Origin of the sequence: Pseudokordiimonas caeni (assembly GCF_026719705.1) — a bacterium.
GTDB classification, from domain to species: domain Bacteria; phylum Pseudomonadota; class Alphaproteobacteria; order Sphingomonadales; family Kordiimonadaceae; genus Gimibacter; species Gimibacter caeni.
The window spans coordinates 1,270,223-1,286,547 of sequence record NZ_JAPPRR010000001.1 but is presented as its reverse complement, the minus strand read 5'-3'; the positions used below and the strand labels follow the sequence as shown (position 1 = coordinate 1,286,547).

Here is a 16,325-nt window from a genome sequence, read left to right as displayed (position 1 = left end):
TTGTAGAATTGGCAGTTTCAATGTCGTCGAGTCGCGGGGGCAAAACATGCCACCTCAGGCGGGTGCAAACGGGCAGATTCTGCTGCGGAGCGGCATAGTTGGAACGTCCCAGGCGGCGATTGTTGCCCGCCGCGCCTGTCAAGGTTTGGTTTCGTCGTCCCGCTTCCGCTTCCTCGCCGGCCGTCGGGGTGCGTTGTCGCTACACGCGTAGGACGAGGTTGGTATGATCGGGAAGGTGCGCAAGGTGAGATAGGGATAGGGAACCGGCAGAAGGGGATTCTGCTGTGTCAGCGGAAGGCTCGTTGCAGAGCCTGACTGTAAACTGGCGCCAGCGGATCCGGCAAAATGCGAAAACGAGCCCGGACGGGCATCGCAGTCACTGGCGCTCAGAATTTCTTCAAGCATGGGCTGGAACCGGGCTGGGCTGGCAGCGCGGGTCGCGCCACCGGATATTTCTGTCTCGGCCTGTGGCCAGGGAACCTGGGGCGGAGCCGGAGGGGCCACCGGCCGCACGGATCAGATCGTCTGGTTGATGGCAATGGAGGTCGGACGGGCAACCGACGCAGGACGGGCGGCGGCATTGCGGCCATAGCCAGCCACCGGCCTGTTCTGACGAGCAATGTCTTCGCCGACCGAGCGCACAATCCCTTCGGTGACGGCCTTCAGGCGCAGGACGATCCGGGCATGTTCCTTCAGGGTTTCGCGGAATCCGTCGGTGATCGAGCGGATATATTGCCGTTGTGGCGAATCAGGAGCGCCCAGAAGGTGCTGGTTGGTTTGCAGCTTGCCAAGGGTATCGCGATATTCCGAAATCAGGCGCGCTTTTTCGCCGTGCAGGCTTTGCGCGACTTCGGGGCGCTGTTGGCGCAGGAACTGCGTTTCCCGGCGGAACAGGTCACCAAGCTGCCTCGTCAGGTCAACGAGCTTGGCCGCATGGCCGGTTACGATCGGCGCCTCAGGTGTGGTTTCAAGCGTGTCGCGCGGCATGGATCAGGCCTCCTGCAGTTTCAAGAGTTGCGTATAGACATTGTCCGCAATGCCGAAGCCGCCGCGACGGGCAACAGATTTGCCCACTTCGTCGAGCATCAGCGAGCGATAAACCTCTTCCGACTGGCCGCCGCCGAACATGCTGTCGGTGGAAAGACCCTCGAAAATCGGATTCAGCATCTGCGTGATGAAGACCGCTTCGAAATCCTCGGCAGCCTTGCGGGCGGATTTTTTCTGGGCGTCGGTGAGGGTGGCGCCGGGCTCCAGCGTCGCCGCGCTCTTGGCGGCCTCAAGGCGTGCCTTCGAGCGTTCGAACGAGCCGATATCGGCCTGGGGCAGGGTGAGGAGACCGCTGTCCATCATCACATCACCTGTATTTCGGCTTGCATGGCGCCTGCGGCCTTGATGGCTTGCAGGATGGAAATCATGTCGCGCGGGCCCACGCCCAGAGCGTTCAGGCCGTCCACCAGTTGTTGCAGGCTGACCGATTCCTGAAGGATGCCAAGCTGTTTGGGGCCGGATTCCGTCACGTCAACCTGGGTGCGGGGCACGACGACCGTTTCCCCCTCGCCAAAGGCATTGGGCTGCGAAACCACGGGGGTTTCGGAGATGCGGATCGTGAGATTACCCTGCGCGATCGCCACCGAGTTGATGCGAACCTCGGAGCCAAGCACGATGGTGCCGGTGCGTTCGTCGATCACCACCTTGGCGCGCTGGTCGGGAGTAACCGACAGTTGCTCGATCTCGGCAAGCATGGCAACAAGCGGCAGCTTGTAGCCGACCGGACGGCTGAGCAGAACGGTTGACGGGTCGGTAGCTTCCGCCAGTCGCTCGCCCATATGCTCGTTGATGGCTTCCGCCACGCGGCGGGCAGTGGTGAGGTCGGGGTTATGCAACGCCAGATGCAGCTTGTTCATGTCTGACAGCTGGAACGTGGTTTCGCGCTCGACGATCGCACCGTTCGACACACGGCCCGACGTCGGCACGCCTTGTACGATGGTGGCAGCGTCGCCACCGGCCGAGAAGCCGCCCACGGCCATGGCACCTTGCGCCACGGCATAAACTTCACCGTCGGCGCCCAGAAGCGGGGTGACAAGCAGTGTACCGCCATTCAGGTCGCTCGCGTCGCCCATCGAGGAAACGGTAACGTCAATGCGCGTACCCTGACGGGCAAAGGCCGGGAGGTTGGCCGTGACCATCACGGCGGCAACATTTTCCGGCTTCATGGTCACGCCCTTGGCGTTGATACCCATGCGTTCGAGCATGGCAGCGATACTTTGCTGGGTAAAAGGAGAGTTCCGGACCGTGTCGCCCGTGCCATTAAGGCCGACGACAAGGCCATAACCGATAAGCTGGTTTTCCCGGATGCCTTCGACCGCTGCGATATCCTTGATCCGCGAGGCGGCTGCCACCGGCAGGGCTGGCAGCACAAGTCCGCAGAGGGCAGCAAGGACAAGCGGCAGACGGATGATCGAACGGGTCATTTCGGACTTCCTTCAAACAGGGGCCACCCGGCGCTTCTTGCCGGGCTGTGGCTTCTTGCCAGCATATGATGCGAGAAGCATGCCAGACGGTGGCCAAATGCCACAATCTTGGGGGCAGGGGTTGAAACGGTACAGAAACCTATGTACGCCATGGGGTGATATGGCATAATGCCCGCATGGGGAGGCTCACCAGCGTATCGGTTGTGTCGTCCCGTGCCATCGTATCAAGGCAGGTTCGGTCTCATGAAGATTTTTGGCCCAGGCCAGATCCAATCCAAGTCGATCCAGAAAACATCCCGCCGCCGCAGTGCGGATGGATCGTCTTTTGCGTCCGAACTCGATGAGACGAGCCATGCTTCGAGTGCCGCTTCCACAAGGGGGGCGTCGCCGATTGCATCCCTTGATGTGCTGCTCAGCGTACAGGAAGTGCCGGACGCGACGGTCGGCCGTTCGAAGGGCCTGAAACGGGCCGACGAAATGCTCGACATGCTAGAGGAAGTGCGGCGCGGCCTGCTTCTTGGTGCCATCCCGGAAGGCAATCTCAGGACCCTTGCCGACCTCGCACGGAATCAGCGCGGGCGGATAGCGGACCCCAAGCTTGCGGAGATTCTGGGTGACATTGAACTGAGGGCCGAGGTCGAGCTTGCCAAGCTCGGCTACTGAAATCCATACATTACAGTCGCTTACCGGTTGTTTGTGCGGCGCCAAATGAAGCGCCAGCATTGCAATTTTATTACGTCTTGCCCGTCCAGCCTGAAATCATTATATAACCCGCGAGCCTCCGGGGGACAAAAGGGGGCTGCTTGTATGGCGGACAGCGGCCGGTCGCGGCCTCATGCCCGTCAGGGAGTGCATTGTAGTGGGAGCGACTATGACCGAGACAATGACAGCGATCAAACTTCCGGAAGGCTATGTTCCGTCCCCGGATGAAGAGTTCATGAATCCGCTGCAGCTGGAATATTTCCGCCGCAAGCTCCTGGCCTGGAAGGCCGATATCCTCCGCGAATCCGCAGAGACTCTCCAGAACCTGCAGCAGGACAACCTGCGCGAGCCCGACATTGCGGATCGTGCATCGTCCGAGACTGACTGGTCGGTGGAGCTTCGGACACGTGATCGCCAGCGCAAGCTGGTCTCCAAGATAGATTCCGCTTTGCGCCGTATCGAGAATGGCGAGTATGGTTACTGCGAAGTGACGGGTGATCCGATCAGCCTGCGGCGTCTGGATGCGCGTCCGATCGCCACCATGACGATCGAAGCGCAGGAAGCGCACGAGCGGGCCGAAAAGGTCCACCGCGACGAGTAAGCGGTTTTCAGGGCTTGTGAAACGCATGAGGGGGCCTCGCAGGTCCCCTTTTGTTTTGCTTCAGATGCCGCTGCCGCTTTCGAAACGGTCGCCCTTGCGGCCTTGAGCCTCGACAATCCGGATCAGGCGGATCAGATCATCGCGGCCGATATCCAGCACCTCATCATAATTTTTGATGATTTCCTCGATATCGTCTTCTGTGAGGTCGAAACCGGTCGCGAGAGGGACAGGCTCGGCGGGCGTTGCCGCATGCGGATACCGGTGCCCCGTCAGGTTGTTGAAAACCCATGCGGCGGCGACAAGGATGGCAGTGTTGACCATCACGGGCAGGAAAGCGAACGACCAGCCAAAGGCTGCAACCGCTGGCCCGCCCAGTGCCACGGTTGCCGCCACCGCGCCTCCGGGTGGATGAAGGCAGCGAAGGGCGCTCATTGCCCCGATGGCTGCTGCGATGGCGATGGCGGCAACGATTGCGGGGTCATCCGAAAGCGGCAGGCAGGCGATGGCCACAAGGGCCGATATCGTATTGCCGCCGAGGACAGGCCATGGGCGGGCCATCGGGCTTGCCGGCACTGCGAACAGAAGCACCGACGAGGCTCCCATCGGAGCAATCAGCCATGGCAACATGCTGCTGTCACCCTCGATCCAGCGGGTCACGAACCCTGTCACGAGAATGCCGAGAAGTGCGCCGAGCGAGGCGCGCAGCCAGCCCAGCCGCCCGAGGGGCGACAGGGGGCGGAAAGTCAGTCTTGGCATAGGTCAGGCCTCCGCCTCACCCAAGCGTACGAGGCAGGCATCGCATTCATCTGGACTGCAGGGCTTGAAGGCCGCTTCGGCTTTCATATCATTCTTCCCCTTATGTTTTGATTGTGCGGCAGCCTATGCGTACGAGCGATAGGCGGCAAGCGCCGGGATGCAACTTATGCTTATGCCTCGCGCAAGAAAAAAGGGCCGGTCGCCACGGAGGCGCCCGGCCACTGCAAATCTGCAGATAAGTTTGGCTTTAATTCGGTAAGAAGTACAATGCGTTCCTGGGTGTCAGAACCTCCTTTCAGTCGTTAGAACGGGAAGATGATGTCATATAGCTGCGTTCCATAACGCGGCTGCTGGACATCGGTGATCTGGCCCTTGCCGCCGTAGGAAATCCGTGCCTCGGCGATCTGGGTGTGCTGGATGGTATTGCCGCTGGAGATATCTTCCGGCCGCACGATACCGGCGAGCAGAAGCTCGCGTTTCTCGAAATTGACGCGCACTTCCTGACGGCCCTGGATCACCAGATTGCCGTTCGGAAGCACTTCGGTAACGATGGCGGCCACGGTGAGCGAGATGCTCTCGCTGCGGTCCACAGTGCCGGTGCCGGCATAGGATGAGGACGAATCCGCCGTCACAAGGTTCGAAGGATCGGTTGCCGCACCGGCGGTGCCGCTGACCTGGCCGATGCCTTTGCCAATCAGAGTTTCAAGGCCGAACATGTTGGGCAGGCCGGCGCCTTCTGCCGTCGTGCGGCTGCGGGCGGTCGAATTGCCGATCTTGGCCTGATCCTCGATATTGATTTCCACGGTCAGGATGTCGCCAACCTGTGCCGCGCGCTGGTCTTTGAAGAAGGCTCGCGCACCGGTGCGCCACAGCGAGTTCGCCTGAAAGACCTGCGGTTCCTGGCTCGGCATCGGCAGGCTGATCGAGCGCTGCTGTGCGGGGGCCGCCACATTGGAAATCGGCGTCATCGCCGGTTCCTTGCCGATCTCGGACATACGGTCCATCGCGCCGCACGCGCCAAGCGCCAGCGCCATCAGGAGGGAGGCGGATTTCTTCAGAGGATAGCTTTTCATGTCACTCTCCTTGCCCGGCCGTTCGCCGGTTCACTCCAAACTCAACGGGATGCCAGAATGTGGGATTGCAGGGTCACGACCTCGACCGTGTCGTCACCGGTGACGACGGCATCCACTGTCTGCCGAGATGCCAGGTTCATTACCCGGATCGTGTCACCAACCCCGCCATTTTCAAGTGCGCGCCCACCGGCCACGAGCCGCATGGCGCCGTTTGTCAGTTTCATTGCGATGGTTGCCCCCTTGCGGACGACAACCGGGGTTTTCACATCAACCGCATTCAGCAGCTGTCCGGGCTGCAAAGGGCGGCGTACCGTGCGGCCGACCAGATTTTCCACGTCGTCGATCACATTGCTGCGCAGCGTCCGCATCGGGAAGGATGCCCAGCCGATATCGCTTTCGCGGATTGTCTCGCCCGGCATCACGGCGCGGGTGAGAACCGGCATGGCGCGCATGTCCTCAAGCGACCCGCGGAGATCATAGCGAACCTTGCCGCCGTCTGCCTTGGGAACGAGAGCGATTGCAGTGAAACGGTCGCGCCGTGCCGTCACATCCAGTGCTTCGAAGGTGACACCACCCGCCAACGCATCGGCGACAACGACATCGTTGCCCTTGCCGAAGATGCGAACTTCCACATCGCCGCCGAAACGCGTCTCGATTTCGCTGGCGACAAGGGTGTCGAGCGTGGCGGCCATGGCAGGCGCCGACAGCGCGGCCATAAGGCCGGCGACAATGGCCGTGCGAAGCGGGCGACGGGTCGGGATGTGCCGGGTGGTCATTCTAGCCTCCTATCAGCGCAGGTTGTTGGTGGCGCTCATCATCTCGTCGGCGGCCTGGATGACTTTCGAATTCATCTCGTAGCCGCGCTGCGCCGTGATCATGCTGGTGATTTCGCTCACCGGGTTCACGTTCGAATTCTCGAGATAGCCCTGCAGCACGGTGCCATAACCCGGCTGGCCGGGGGTGGAGATGGCGGGGGCACCAGACGCCTGCGTCTCGACGAGGAGGTTGTTGCCGATGGCTTCAAGGCCTACCTCGTTCGGGAAGATCACCAGTTCGAGCTGCCCCAGAACCTGCGGGTTTGTCTGGCCCTGAAGTTTGGCCTGCACCTCGCCCTGTTCGTTGACGGTGATGTCGATATTGTCTTCAGGCACCGTGATGTTCGGCTGCACGATATAGCCCGAAGGCGTCACAAGCTGGCCGGTCTGGTCGATCTGGAACGATCCGGCGCGGGTATAGGCATCCGTGCCGTCCGGCATCTGGATGCGGAAGTAGCCGCGGCCGTTGATCGCAAAGTCATACTGGTTGCCGGTGATCGACAGCGCGCCCTGTTCGGTGATGCGGTAGATGCCCGAGGCGCGAACGCCCACGCCCACCTGAATACCGCTCGGGACCGTGGTGCCGGCGTCCGAGGAGTTGGCGCCGACGCGCTCGATATTCTGGTACAAGAGATCCTGGAACTCGGCGCGGGAACGCTTGAAGCCGGTTGTGTTCATGTTGGCAATGTTGTTCGAGATGACCTCGACATTGAGCTGTTGGGCCAACATGCCGGTTGCTGCGGTGCTCATGGCTTTCATCGGAACTTCCTTTCGGTGCTATAAGGCGGCGCTTACTGGACCCGGGCGAGCCGGTCGAGCGCGTCCTTGCGCATGTCCTGGTAATCTTTTTCGAACTTGGCTGACTTCTGGTAGGCGTGGAGAACTTCCATCACTTCCATCATGGATTCGATGGGGTTGACGTTGGATTCTTCCACAGCCTTCGGAATGAGCGTGATGCGGGGCATCTGGTCCACAGGCATCGGCTGCGCGTTCGTCTCGTACAGCGAGGAACCACGCCGCTGCAGGGCTTGCTCGTCCGTGAAGGCAGCAATTTGCAGCTTCGCAATAGGCCCGATATTCGTGGAAACCGAGCCGTCTGCGGCAATCGCCACCGAGGTATAACCATCGGGCATCTCGATCGTCGCGCCGCCATCATCCAGAAGTTTCTCGCCGGAGGTGAGGGCAAGCTCGCCGTCGGCATCGATCATCATGCGACCGTTGCGGGTGTAAAGGGTGTCGCCGTTCTGGGCGCGGACGGAAAAATAGGCCTTGCCGTCGATATAGATATCGAGGGGGTTTTCCGTCGGCACCATGCGGCCGATCTCGAGATTGCGGATCACGCCGTGATCAAGCACATAGGCGATCTTGCCGCGGGTTGCCGCTTCGGCGCCGGGGGCGTCCATCAGATACTGGCTGAACGCAACCCTTTCCTTTTTGAAGGCGGTCGTCGACATGTTGGCAACGTTGTGGGACGCTACGTCCATGCGCCTTCTGAGAGCCATCCTGTGGGACAGGCTGATATAGAGAGTGGAATCCATCATCCTTCTCCAATGTACCGAATTCATGCCGTCTGGCGCGGCTTTGTTCGGCATGGAAAAAGCATGAAGCATGCCAGTCAGAATATTTAATATATTTCAAAGGGATGTGGGTCGGCAGCCGGTATGATGCGCTCGACCGGGGAAAAGCTTGCCGTCGCTTTCTGCCGCCCGGCGGCAAGATCGGCAGGGCAGCGACAATCATGATGCCTGCAGGATTTTTATTCCGCATGTTCCGGTTTCACGGCTTGTTAACCGCGCAATAATAAAGATAAACTTCGCGATGATTGCGAGCCGGGGTATGTATGGCCCCCGCGCGTCCCGAAGGCAAAGGCAGGCAGGCATGTCGGAAGAAACTACAGGCATTGGTGATGAGGCGCTGACAGAGGGCCTGGAAAAGAAGAAGGTCAACGGCAAGGTTATCGTTCTTGGTGTTGTCGGTCTGGTTTTCCTCGTTTTCGCGGTGCTTGGCATCATGTCGCTTTTCGGGGGCGGCGAAGATCATCCTGAACCAACCGACGCGGAAAAGGCGCAAGCCGAGCTCGACCAGATGGGGGCGGATCACGTTGCCGGGCGCGATGCAGCGAGCGCGGCTTCGGAGGCCGCCGAGAACGAGCCGACGAAAATCCTGTTCAGGGATCTGGACCGCCGCACCTATAATCTGAAAACGGACGGCTCGGGTTCGAGCTTCCTGACGGTGACCATCTCGCTTGAAGTGGACCGCGAAAGCTTCCTTGCCGATCTTGATGCCAAGATGCCCCGCATTCTGGATGAACTGAACATTTATATGCGCGAACTGCGGCCTGAAGACCTTGACGGTGCGGCGGGCCTGTTTCGCCTGAAGGAAGAGCTGCTGATGCGGATCAATCAGGCGGTGGCGCCGACCCGCGTGAAGGATGTGCTGTTCCGCGAGTTTCTGATTCAGGGCTGATTCTTGCATGTGTGCGTGTAACCATGCAGGCAAGCCCGAAAGGCAAAAGTGATGGCAGACGAACCGATCGATGACGAGGCAATGGCGGCCGAGTGGGAAGCCATGGCAGGCGGCGGTGACGACGATCAGGATGCAATGGCCGCCGAATGGGAGGCCATGGCAGGCGGAGATGCGCCTCCTGAAGAAGACGACGAGGAAATGTCCGGGGCTGCCCCCGGCCGGGTGCTCGATCAGGACGAGATCGACAGTCTTCTCGGGTTTGACGGCGATGCCGACGCTGGCGAAACCACCGGCATCCACGCCCTGATCAACAGCGCGCTCGTTTCCTACGAACGCCTGCCGATGATGGACATCATCTTCGATCGCATGGTCCGCATGATGTCCACAAGCCTGCGTAACTTTACATCGGACAATATCGAGGTTTCGCTGGATAACATCACGTCGGTCCGTTTCGGCGACTATCTGAACTCGATCCCGCTGCCGGCCATGCTGGCCGTGTTCCGCGCCGAGGAGTGGGACAACTATGGTCTGATGACCATTGATTCGAGCCTGATCTATTCAATCGTGGACGTGCTTCTTGGTGGGCGCCGCGGTACGGCGGCGATGCGGATTGAGGGCCGGCCCTATACGACGATCGAACAGACGCTTGTGGAGCGGATGATTTCGGTGGTGCTGAAAGACATGTGCGGTGCGTTCGAGCCGCTGTCGCCGGTGAACTTCACCTTCGACCGGCTGGAAACCAACCCGCGCTTCGCCACAATCGCCCGGCCGCCCAACGCGGCTGTCCTTATCAAGCTTCGGGTCGATATGGAAGACCGCGGCGGGCGGCTTGAAGTGCTGTTCCCCTATGCCACGCTTGAACCCATCCGCGAGCTCTTGCTGCAGCGTTTCATGGGCGAAAAGTTCGGCCGCGACACCATCTGGGAAACGCACCTCGCGACCGAACTGTGGCGCGCCAATGTGGACCTGATGGCGATCATGGACGAAACCGAAATGTCGCTGGGCGAGGTGATGAACCTGCAAGTCGGGCAAACCGTGGTCTTTAACAAGACACCGCGCGATGAAATCGTGCTAAAATGCGGTGATGTTGCCATGGTCAGCGGCGCCATCGGGCGGGCGGGCCAACATATGGCGGTGCAGGTGCGCCGGACGGCGGAGCGCCTGCATTCAGCGAATATGGAGGAGTAGGGGATGCTGCCTGAAATGGCCGGTCTGATCGTTGATGGTGTGCTGGCGCTCCTCCTTGTGCTGGCGATTGTCAGCTGCTGGGTCGTTTATGCCCGGCTTGGCACCATCCGCGAAGGTCAGGCGGAGCTGAAGATACTGACCGACCGGCTGAACAATGCCGTGGTCGATGCCCAGCGCGGCATCGCGAACCTCAAGCATTCGGCGCAGGAAATGGAAGGCAAGCTTGGCGGCGAAATCCGCAAGGCGCGGGCCCTTTCCGACGAGCTGAAACTGATCACCGAGGCAGGCAACAATCTGGCTGACCGGATCGAACGCGGGCTTACGGGCGGCAATTCGCAGTCTGCAGCAGCACCGCAAGCAACGCCGACGGAAGAGCCCGAGAAGGCAGCCGGTTCGCGCCAGCAAAAAGAAATCCTCGCAGCGCTCCGGGAAGCGCGCTGAGGCTGTAAATCAGGATCAGGCAGGCCAATGACCCCAATCTTTAACGAAGCCAACGACCAGGCACCGAGCACCGATATCGTGACGCGGCGCCGCGTCCGTCTGTTTCCGTTGCTGATCGGTGTGGCCGCGCTGGCGCTCGTTGGCCGTACGGTCGATATCTACACAGGCGTTGACCTGATGTTCTCGGCGGCGAACGCGGAAGAACAGGAAGCAACGGCCACGACCGAAAATCAGGACGCGGCAAGTGTCGAGCATGCTGCCGATGAGGCAGCACCGCCCGCAGACACCGGGGCACCGGCAATCATCGGCCTGCCATCGAGCGAAGAGATGGAACTTCTGAGCCAGCTTCGCCAGCGCCGGCTGGAGCTTGACAAGCGCGCCCGCGAGCTTGACGAGCAGGAAAAAACGCTGCTCGCCTTCGAAAAGCGGATTGATGACAAGATCGGCCAGCTGAAAGTGCTGGAAGAACAGGTGAAAAGCCACCTCAAGGTCTTCGAGGACCAAGAAGCCGAACAACTCGCCAGCATCGTGAAGGTTTATGAAACGATGCCCGCGAAAGAGGCAGCGCCGCGTTTCGAAATGCTGGGGCTTGAAACCCAGATGGATCTGGTGACGCGAATGAAGCCGCTCAAGGTGGCGGCGCTGATGGCCAAGATGTCCCCCGACGCGGCCTCACGCCTGACGACCGAGCTTGCCAATGTTGCTCAGGCGCCAAAAATTGAGGATATTCAAGGTAATAATTGATTTGCTTAGAGTGCTGATTGAACAGTTTCAGTTTGCCGGCAGGCCCGGCACCGGAGTTTCAGAATGACCAAAGAAGCCAAACCAGTCAGCCTTGAGAGCCGCGCGGAAGCCCTGCGCCAGGATCGGGGTGACAATGTCGCGATTGCCGAGATTTCCAACGTCGTCGGCAGCCTGATGAGCGGCACGGTGGTGGATGACGAGCTTGATGAAGTCGCCTCGGAACTGCGGGAGCTGACCCTGTTTATCGGGGCGGCCAAGCATGTTCTCTCGGACCTCGGGCCGAAAAACCTGTCGAACCGCTCGATCCCCGATGCGGCGGAGCAGCTTGACGCCATCGTGGAAGCCACCGATGCGGCCGCAACGTCGATCATGGATGTGGCGGAAACGCTCGAGGCCATGGCGGAAGATGCTGAGGGCGACATGGGAGCCACGCTCGGCAATCTCGCGATCACACTTTTCGAAGCTTCGAGCTTTCAGGATCTGACCGGCCAGCGCGTGACCAAGGTCGCCCGCATCCTGCAGCATCTGGAAGAGCGTCTCAACAGCCTTGCCGACGCCATCGGCGATACGCATGTCGAGGAAGCGGCCGCCGAAGCGGAGATTGAAAAAGACGATGAAGGTGTCGCCGTGAACGACAAGGATCTGCTGCACGGCCCTCAGCTTGAGGGGCAGGGCAACAGCCAGGATGAGATCGACGCCATCCTCGCCATGTTCGACTGATCGCGGCCCACGGAGGAGAGCCCGGCATCCCCATGTTGCATGATGACCATCATATCCGGCGCCAGCCGCCGATTGACGGCACAATGGGGCTGTTCGTCTCGCTCTATCTGATCCTGCTCGCCTTCTTCATCGTGCTGAATGCGGTTTCCAATCATGCGCCTGCGAAGGCCGTGGAAACGATGGACAGCGTGAGCGGCACTTTCTCCGCAGCGTCGTCCCCGGTTGCTCCGCCGGGCCTTGATCCGGCCGAGCAGACGGCCCCGACCGATGACCTGCTGACCAGCATCAAGGGGGAATTCTTTGCCGAAATGGCCATCGAGGGCCGCTTCACAGGGGCCGGCGGCCGCATCCTTGAGCTGGATATCCCGGTCAGTGCGCTTTTCTCCGGCGTCGATACGGAGGTACGGTCGGATCGCAAAGCATTCCTCGGGCGTATCCTTGGCATGCTCAAGGGCGCATCAGCCCGTCAGCGCCAGCAGGTGCTGTTCCTGTTCGGCAATGGCGAAGCGGCCGTGACGCCGAAACTCACCCGTGGGCAGGAGATTGCCATTCGCCGTTCGGGCTCTCTTGCCCGCTTCTTGCGCGACGCCGGGCTTGAAGGCGGCACCTACGGCGCCGGTTTCGCGGCGCACGCGGAGGATCGTATCCTTGTGGTCTTCCGACCGACACTGGCGAGCGGCGCGGATGTCGATCTGTCCGCCAGCGAAGGTGAGTTCCGCTGATGTTGCCCGAGGTCGGTCAGCAGGAACAATCGGTGCGCCGGGGCGGCGATGCCAGCTGGCTCCTCACCTTTGCCGACCTGCTTTCGCTGCTTCTCACCTTCTTCGTACTGATCTATTCGATGAATTCGGTCCAGTATGACAGCTGGCGGACCGTGGTGACGGCCTTCCAGCGCGAATTCAACCCGACCCGCGCCATGGTGGAAACCGAAGAGTTTGACGCACCCGAAAGCATGCGTCAGTCGCGGGCGCGCGGTGTGGGGCCCGGCTATCTTCTGAGCATTCTGGAACGCGCGACCACAACAAGCGAGGCGCTGGCAGGTTCGCAGGCTTACCGGATCGGCGACCGTGTGGTGCTGTCAATCCCCGCAAACCGCCTGTTCGATGGAAAAACGGCTGATCTGCTTCCCGGCGCAAGCGCGGCAGCGGGGGATTTGGTCGCGACCTTCAGCCAGATCGCCAATCGCATCGTGATCGCCGCGCATACCGATCAGGAGCCGGTCAAAAGCGGCCTTTTCCGGTCGAACTGGGAACTTTCCATCGCGCGCAGTCAGATGGTGGCTGGCCTTCTGGCTTCGCGCGGCTATGCCCGCCCCGTCGTCGCCGTCGGCTATGCCGATACAAGATTTAAAGAATTGGGGCAGACGATGACCCTGCAGACGCGCTATGAATTGGCCGAACGGATCGATATCGTCTTCATTGACGAGGCAGGCGAACGGGGGCCGTATGACATTTTCTGAAGGCGTGCAAGGCAAGCTCCGGCAGATGCTCTGGGCCCTGCTTGTGCTCCTGAGCCTGCCTGTTATGGCTGTGGACTTCGGCACGATTGCCGTTCGCGTCGGCCAGCACACGGACTATAGTCGTGCGGTATTCGATCTGCCGCGTGAAGTGCCTTATTCCGTGCGCACTGACGGCAATGTGCTGACCATCAGGATTGAAGCCGGGTTCGATGCCGACCTCGGCGCGATCCGTCGGGGTGTGCTGCGCGGCATGGCCGCACCCTCGATCAGCCGGGAAGGCGATATCACGACTGTAACCGTGACGATGCCGGCAGGGGCGGGGCCGCGCCATTTCCGCAGCGGCAACTCCATTGTTCTTGATGTGATGGATGTAGCGCCCGCATCGGTTGTCTCCGGCCAGTCGGTGGCGCCTGCAAGTGCTGCCGAACGCAACGCGCCGAGCCGCCCGCAGACGACGCCACCTGCAGAAACACCGGTACAGCAACCGGAAACCACACCGGAGCCCGCCGCCGAAACGCCGACTTTCGAGGGACGCAGTGCAGACTATCCGCGCCTGCAGCCTGTCTTCCGGGCATTGGCCGAGGGGGGCGTGCAGCTCACCTTGCCGATCACCGAGCCGGATGTGGGACTTGCCTTCTTCAAACGTTCGAGCGAGGCCTGGCTGGTGGTCGACAGACCCTTTGCCGTTGATCCTGCTGCTTTGGCGCGCGGGTCGGAAGGGGTGATTACATCGGTTGCCCGGATCGATCATCCGGACGCAACGATCCTGCGCCTTGCCTTGGAGGGGGATCCGAGCCTTTCGGTGATGCGCGATGGGGCTGGCTGGCAACTTTCTTTCAAGCCGCTGCGCACGGCGCCGCGCTTTCCGCTGAAGCCGATCAAACGGATCGACACGCCATCCGGCCAGCAGGTCTTCATCGCGTCTGGTGCGGCCGGTCGTCGTATTGCTGTCGCCGACCCCCTGATCGGCGACGATCTCGTGATCGTGCCACTGGTCGAAGGCGGGCAGGGGATGGCCGAAGCCTTCCGCTACACTGTCGCCGAGGTTGGCGAGACAGCACAGGGCATCGTTGTAGTGCCTTATTCGGATGAAGTCCGGGTCGAGCGTTTCCGCGACGGCGTGGCGATCATGAGCGGTGATGCGCGCTATGCAGAAGGGGATGCCGCGCGGGATCAGGCCCTGCGGCGGCTCATTGATTTCAAGGCATGGCGGCAAGGCGATGTGGAGGACTATTACGAGGTCCGCACCCGACTCCTTTATGCGCTGTCCCTGCGCCCGGCGGACGACCGCAACGAAGCCCGCTGGGATCTGGCCCGTTTCTATCTGGCGCATGGCCGTGCGACTGAGGCGCTGGCTATCCTGGAGATGATGCTGGATGAAGACCCGGCGCTGACCGGAAACGGCGAATATCTGGCGGTGCGCGGCGTTGCGAACGTCAAGAAGGGGAGGCTGCAGGCCGCAGACGCCGACCTCAGCAACGACAGCCTGACAGCCGAACAGGATGTGTCGCTGTGGAAGGTGCTGGTGGATGAAGGCCTGAACCGGCCCGAGGCAGCCCTTGCCAATTACAGGCGCGGCGTCGATGTGCTCGGCCCCTATGACGACAAGGACAAGGCCGATATCCAGCTCGCCGTCATCCGCGCGGCCATGAAAACCGGCGACATGGAACTCGCCAAGCGCGAGCTTGAACTGCTCGGCGGCGTAGCCCTGACTGACAGGCAGCTTTCCGAGCGCGTACTTCTGTCAGCACGGATCGACGAACTTGAAGGTCGTGAAGAAGACGCCCTCATCGCCTACGACAGTCTCGCGATGGCACCACAGCGCGATATTGGTGCCGAAGCCCGTCACGTACGGGCAGCCCACGATATCCGCAAGGGTATCCTCAGCGGCACCGAAGCCATCGAGACGCTGGAACAGTTGCGTTACGCCTGGCGCGGCAACGGGCTCGAGTTTGATCTTTTAAACGAACTCGCCGACCTCTATTTCGCGGCTGGCCGGTATGAAGAGGGGCTGGAACGCCTGCGCATCGGGGTCACCTATTTCCCGGACCGCGCCCGTGAGGCCCGGATGTCCGCCAAGATGAGCCAGATTTTCCGCCGCCTTTACCTTGAGGGCGAAGCTGACCGGATGGACCCGGTGGCGGCCATCGGGCTTTTCTACAAATTCCGTGAGCTTACCCCGCTCGGGGCGGACGGCGATGCCATGATCCGCCGCCTTGCAGACAGGCTTGTCGCGCTTGACCTGATCGATCAGGCAGCGGAACTCCTTGAATATCAGGTGAAAGTGCGGACGGAAGGGGCGGCCCGTGCGGCCATCGCCTCGCGTTTGGCCAAGCTTTATCTCCTGAACAGTGACCCCGAGCGTGCCCTTGGCACCCTGCGTGCGACCCGCGAGCCGCAGTTGCCCGTGGAAATCGAGCTGGACCGCCGCCTGGTTGAAGCCCGGGCACTGACCGAACTTGGCCGCTATGAAGAAGCCGAGGTGCTGATCGAGGAAGATAACGACCGGGCGTCGAACCTTCTCAGGGCTGACATCTACTGGCAATCGAAAGACTGGCCGAAAATGGTGGACGCCGGCCTGAAACTGCTTGATGGCAAGGGTGAAGGTGGCGAGCCATTGGAGCCGGGGGACCGGGTACAGCTGCTGCGTCTTGCCATCGCCATGACGTTCGACGAGAACAAGGCAGGCCTTGCCGTGCTGCGCCGCCGCTTTGCCGGGGACATGAAGGAAGGCGAGTTCGCCAATGCCTTCGCGCTTCTGACCGGCCCGCAGGATCTTTCCGGTGGCGAGATCAGCCAGATCGTCAGCCAGATCGCCAATGTCTCCGGCCTGCAATCCTTCCTCAAGGACTACCGGAACGACTTTTCGGACGATTGATTCTCTGCGGT

18 protein-coding genes are annotated in these 16,325 nt (G+C 61.1%); 10 read left to right on the top strand and 8 right to left on the bottom strand.

The features are described 5' to 3' along the window. Positions 1 to 516 precede the first annotated feature (516 nt). Genes OU694_RS05890 through OU694_RS05880 form a run of 3 tightly spaced genes read right to left on the bottom strand, consistent with a single transcriptional unit; the run spans position 517 to position 2,471 of the window. Positions 517 to 987: a hypothetical protein gene (locus tag OU694_RS05890; RefSeq protein ID WP_308910052.1), complete on the bottom strand. Its 471-nt coding sequence runs from the start codon at positions 985 to 987 to the stop codon at positions 517 to 519. Positions 988 to 990: 3 nt separating this feature from the next. Then, on the bottom strand, positions 991 to 1,350 hold the full coding sequence (locus OU694_RS05885; RefSeq protein ID WP_308910051.1) for a rod-binding protein: 360 nt from the start codon (positions 1,348 to 1,350) through the stop codon (positions 991 to 993). Further along, entirely contained in the window at positions 1,350 to 2,471 is a 1,122-nt protein-coding gene (locus OU694_RS05880) for a flagellar basal body P-ring protein FlgI (protein ID WP_308910050.1), read from the bottom strand. The genes OU694_RS05885 and OU694_RS05880 overlap by 1 nt, the downstream gene beginning before the upstream one ends. A 243-nt stretch (positions 2,472 to 2,714) precedes the next feature. On the opposite strand from OU694_RS05880, the gene OU694_RS05875 reads away from it, so the two are divergent. Next, the gene (locus OU694_RS05875) at positions 2,715 to 3,134 is read left to right on the top strand and encodes a flagellar assembly protein FliX (RefSeq protein ID WP_308910049.1); all 420 of its coding nucleotides are present in this window, start codon (positions 2,715 to 2,717) and stop codon (positions 3,132 to 3,134) included. A gap of 208 nt (positions 3,135 to 3,342) precedes the next feature. Beyond that, positions 3,343 to 3,774 (top strand): RNA polymerase-binding protein DksA, encoded by a 432-nt coding sequence (dksA, locus tag OU694_RS05870; protein WP_308910048.1) that lies wholly within the window; start codon positions 3,343 to 3,345, stop codon positions 3,772 to 3,774. Positions 3,775 to 3,834: 60 nt separating this feature from the next. Here dksA and OU694_RS05865 read toward each other — a convergent pair whose 3' ends face one another. From OU694_RS05865 to OU694_RS05845, 5 genes are all read right to left on the bottom strand, one after another. Beyond that, positions 3,835 to 4,530 carry an HPP family protein gene (locus OU694_RS05865; RefSeq protein WP_308910047.1) on the bottom strand — a complete coding sequence of 232 codons (696 nt, stop codon included), beginning with the start codon at positions 4,528 to 4,530 and terminating at the stop codon, positions 3,835 to 3,837. 302 nt (positions 4,531 to 4,832) lie between these two features. After that, positions 4,833 to 5,603 carry a flagellar basal body L-ring protein FlgH gene (gene flgH, locus OU694_RS05860; protein ID WP_308910046.1) on the bottom strand — a complete coding sequence of 257 codons (771 nt, stop codon included), beginning with the start codon at positions 5,601 to 5,603 and terminating at the stop codon, positions 4,833 to 4,835. Positions 5,604 to 5,644: 41 nt separating this feature from the next. Then, entirely contained in the window at positions 5,645 to 6,379 is a 735-nt protein-coding gene (gene flgA, locus OU694_RS05855) for a flagellar basal body P-ring formation chaperone FlgA (RefSeq protein WP_308910045.1), read from the bottom strand. 12 nt (positions 6,380 to 6,391) lie between these two features. Further along, positions 6,392 to 7,177: a flagellar basal-body rod protein FlgG gene (gene flgG, locus OU694_RS05850; protein WP_308910044.1), complete on the bottom strand. Its 786-nt coding sequence runs from the start codon at positions 7,175 to 7,177 to the stop codon at positions 6,392 to 6,394. A gap of 32 nt (positions 7,178 to 7,209) precedes the next feature. Then, a complete protein-coding gene (locus OU694_RS05845; RefSeq protein WP_308910043.1) occupies positions 7,210 to 7,956 on the bottom strand; it encodes a flagellar hook-basal body complex protein in 747 nt (248 codons plus the stop codon). A 340-nt stretch (positions 7,957 to 8,296) separates the two neighbouring features. On the opposite strand from OU694_RS05845, the gene OU694_RS05840 reads away from it, so the two are divergent. The 8 genes from OU694_RS05840 (at position 8,297) to OU694_RS05805 (ending at position 16,314) form a co-directional block, all read left to right on the top strand. Beyond that, a complete protein-coding gene (locus OU694_RS05840; RefSeq protein WP_308910042.1) occupies positions 8,297 to 8,884 on the top strand; it encodes a flagellar basal body-associated FliL family protein in 588 nt (195 codons plus the stop codon). Between the two features lie 51 nt (positions 8,885 to 8,935). Then, on the top strand, positions 8,936 to 10,072 hold the full coding sequence (fliM, locus tag OU694_RS05835) for a flagellar motor switch protein FliM (RefSeq protein ID WP_308910041.1): 1,137 nt from the start codon (positions 8,936 to 8,938) through the stop codon (positions 10,070 to 10,072). A 3-nt stretch (positions 10,073 to 10,075) separates the two neighbouring features. Beyond that, positions 10,076 to 10,513 (top strand): DUF6468 domain-containing protein, encoded by a 438-nt coding sequence (locus tag OU694_RS05830; RefSeq protein WP_308910040.1) that lies wholly within the window; start codon positions 10,076 to 10,078, stop codon positions 10,511 to 10,513. 27 nt (positions 10,514 to 10,540) lie between these two features. After that, complete coding sequence (locus OU694_RS05825; RefSeq protein ID WP_308910039.1) at positions 10,541 to 11,257, top strand: MotE family protein; 717 nt, start codon at positions 10,541 to 10,543, stop codon at positions 11,255 to 11,257. A 63-nt stretch (positions 11,258 to 11,320) separates the two neighbouring features. Further along, positions 11,321 to 11,977, top strand: a complete 657-nt coding sequence (locus tag OU694_RS05820) for a protein phosphatase CheZ (RefSeq protein WP_308910038.1) — start codon at positions 11,321 to 11,323, stop codon at positions 11,975 to 11,977. 32 nt (positions 11,978 to 12,009) lie between these two features. Next, positions 12,010 to 12,699, top strand: a complete 690-nt coding sequence (locus OU694_RS05815; protein WP_308910037.1) for a hypothetical protein — start codon at positions 12,010 to 12,012, stop codon at positions 12,697 to 12,699. Beyond that, entirely contained in the window at positions 12,699 to 13,436 is a 738-nt protein-coding gene (locus tag OU694_RS05810; protein ID WP_308910036.1) for an OmpA/MotB family protein, read from the top strand. The genes OU694_RS05815 and OU694_RS05810 overlap by 1 nt, the downstream gene beginning before the upstream one ends. Continuing rightward, the gene (locus OU694_RS05805) at positions 13,423 to 16,314 is read left to right on the top strand and encodes a tetratricopeptide repeat protein (protein ID WP_308910035.1); all 2,892 of its coding nucleotides are present in this window, start codon (positions 13,423 to 13,425) and stop codon (positions 16,312 to 16,314) included. The genes OU694_RS05810 and OU694_RS05805 overlap by 14 nt, the downstream gene beginning before the upstream one ends. Positions 16,315 to 16,325: the final 11 nt, after the last annotated feature.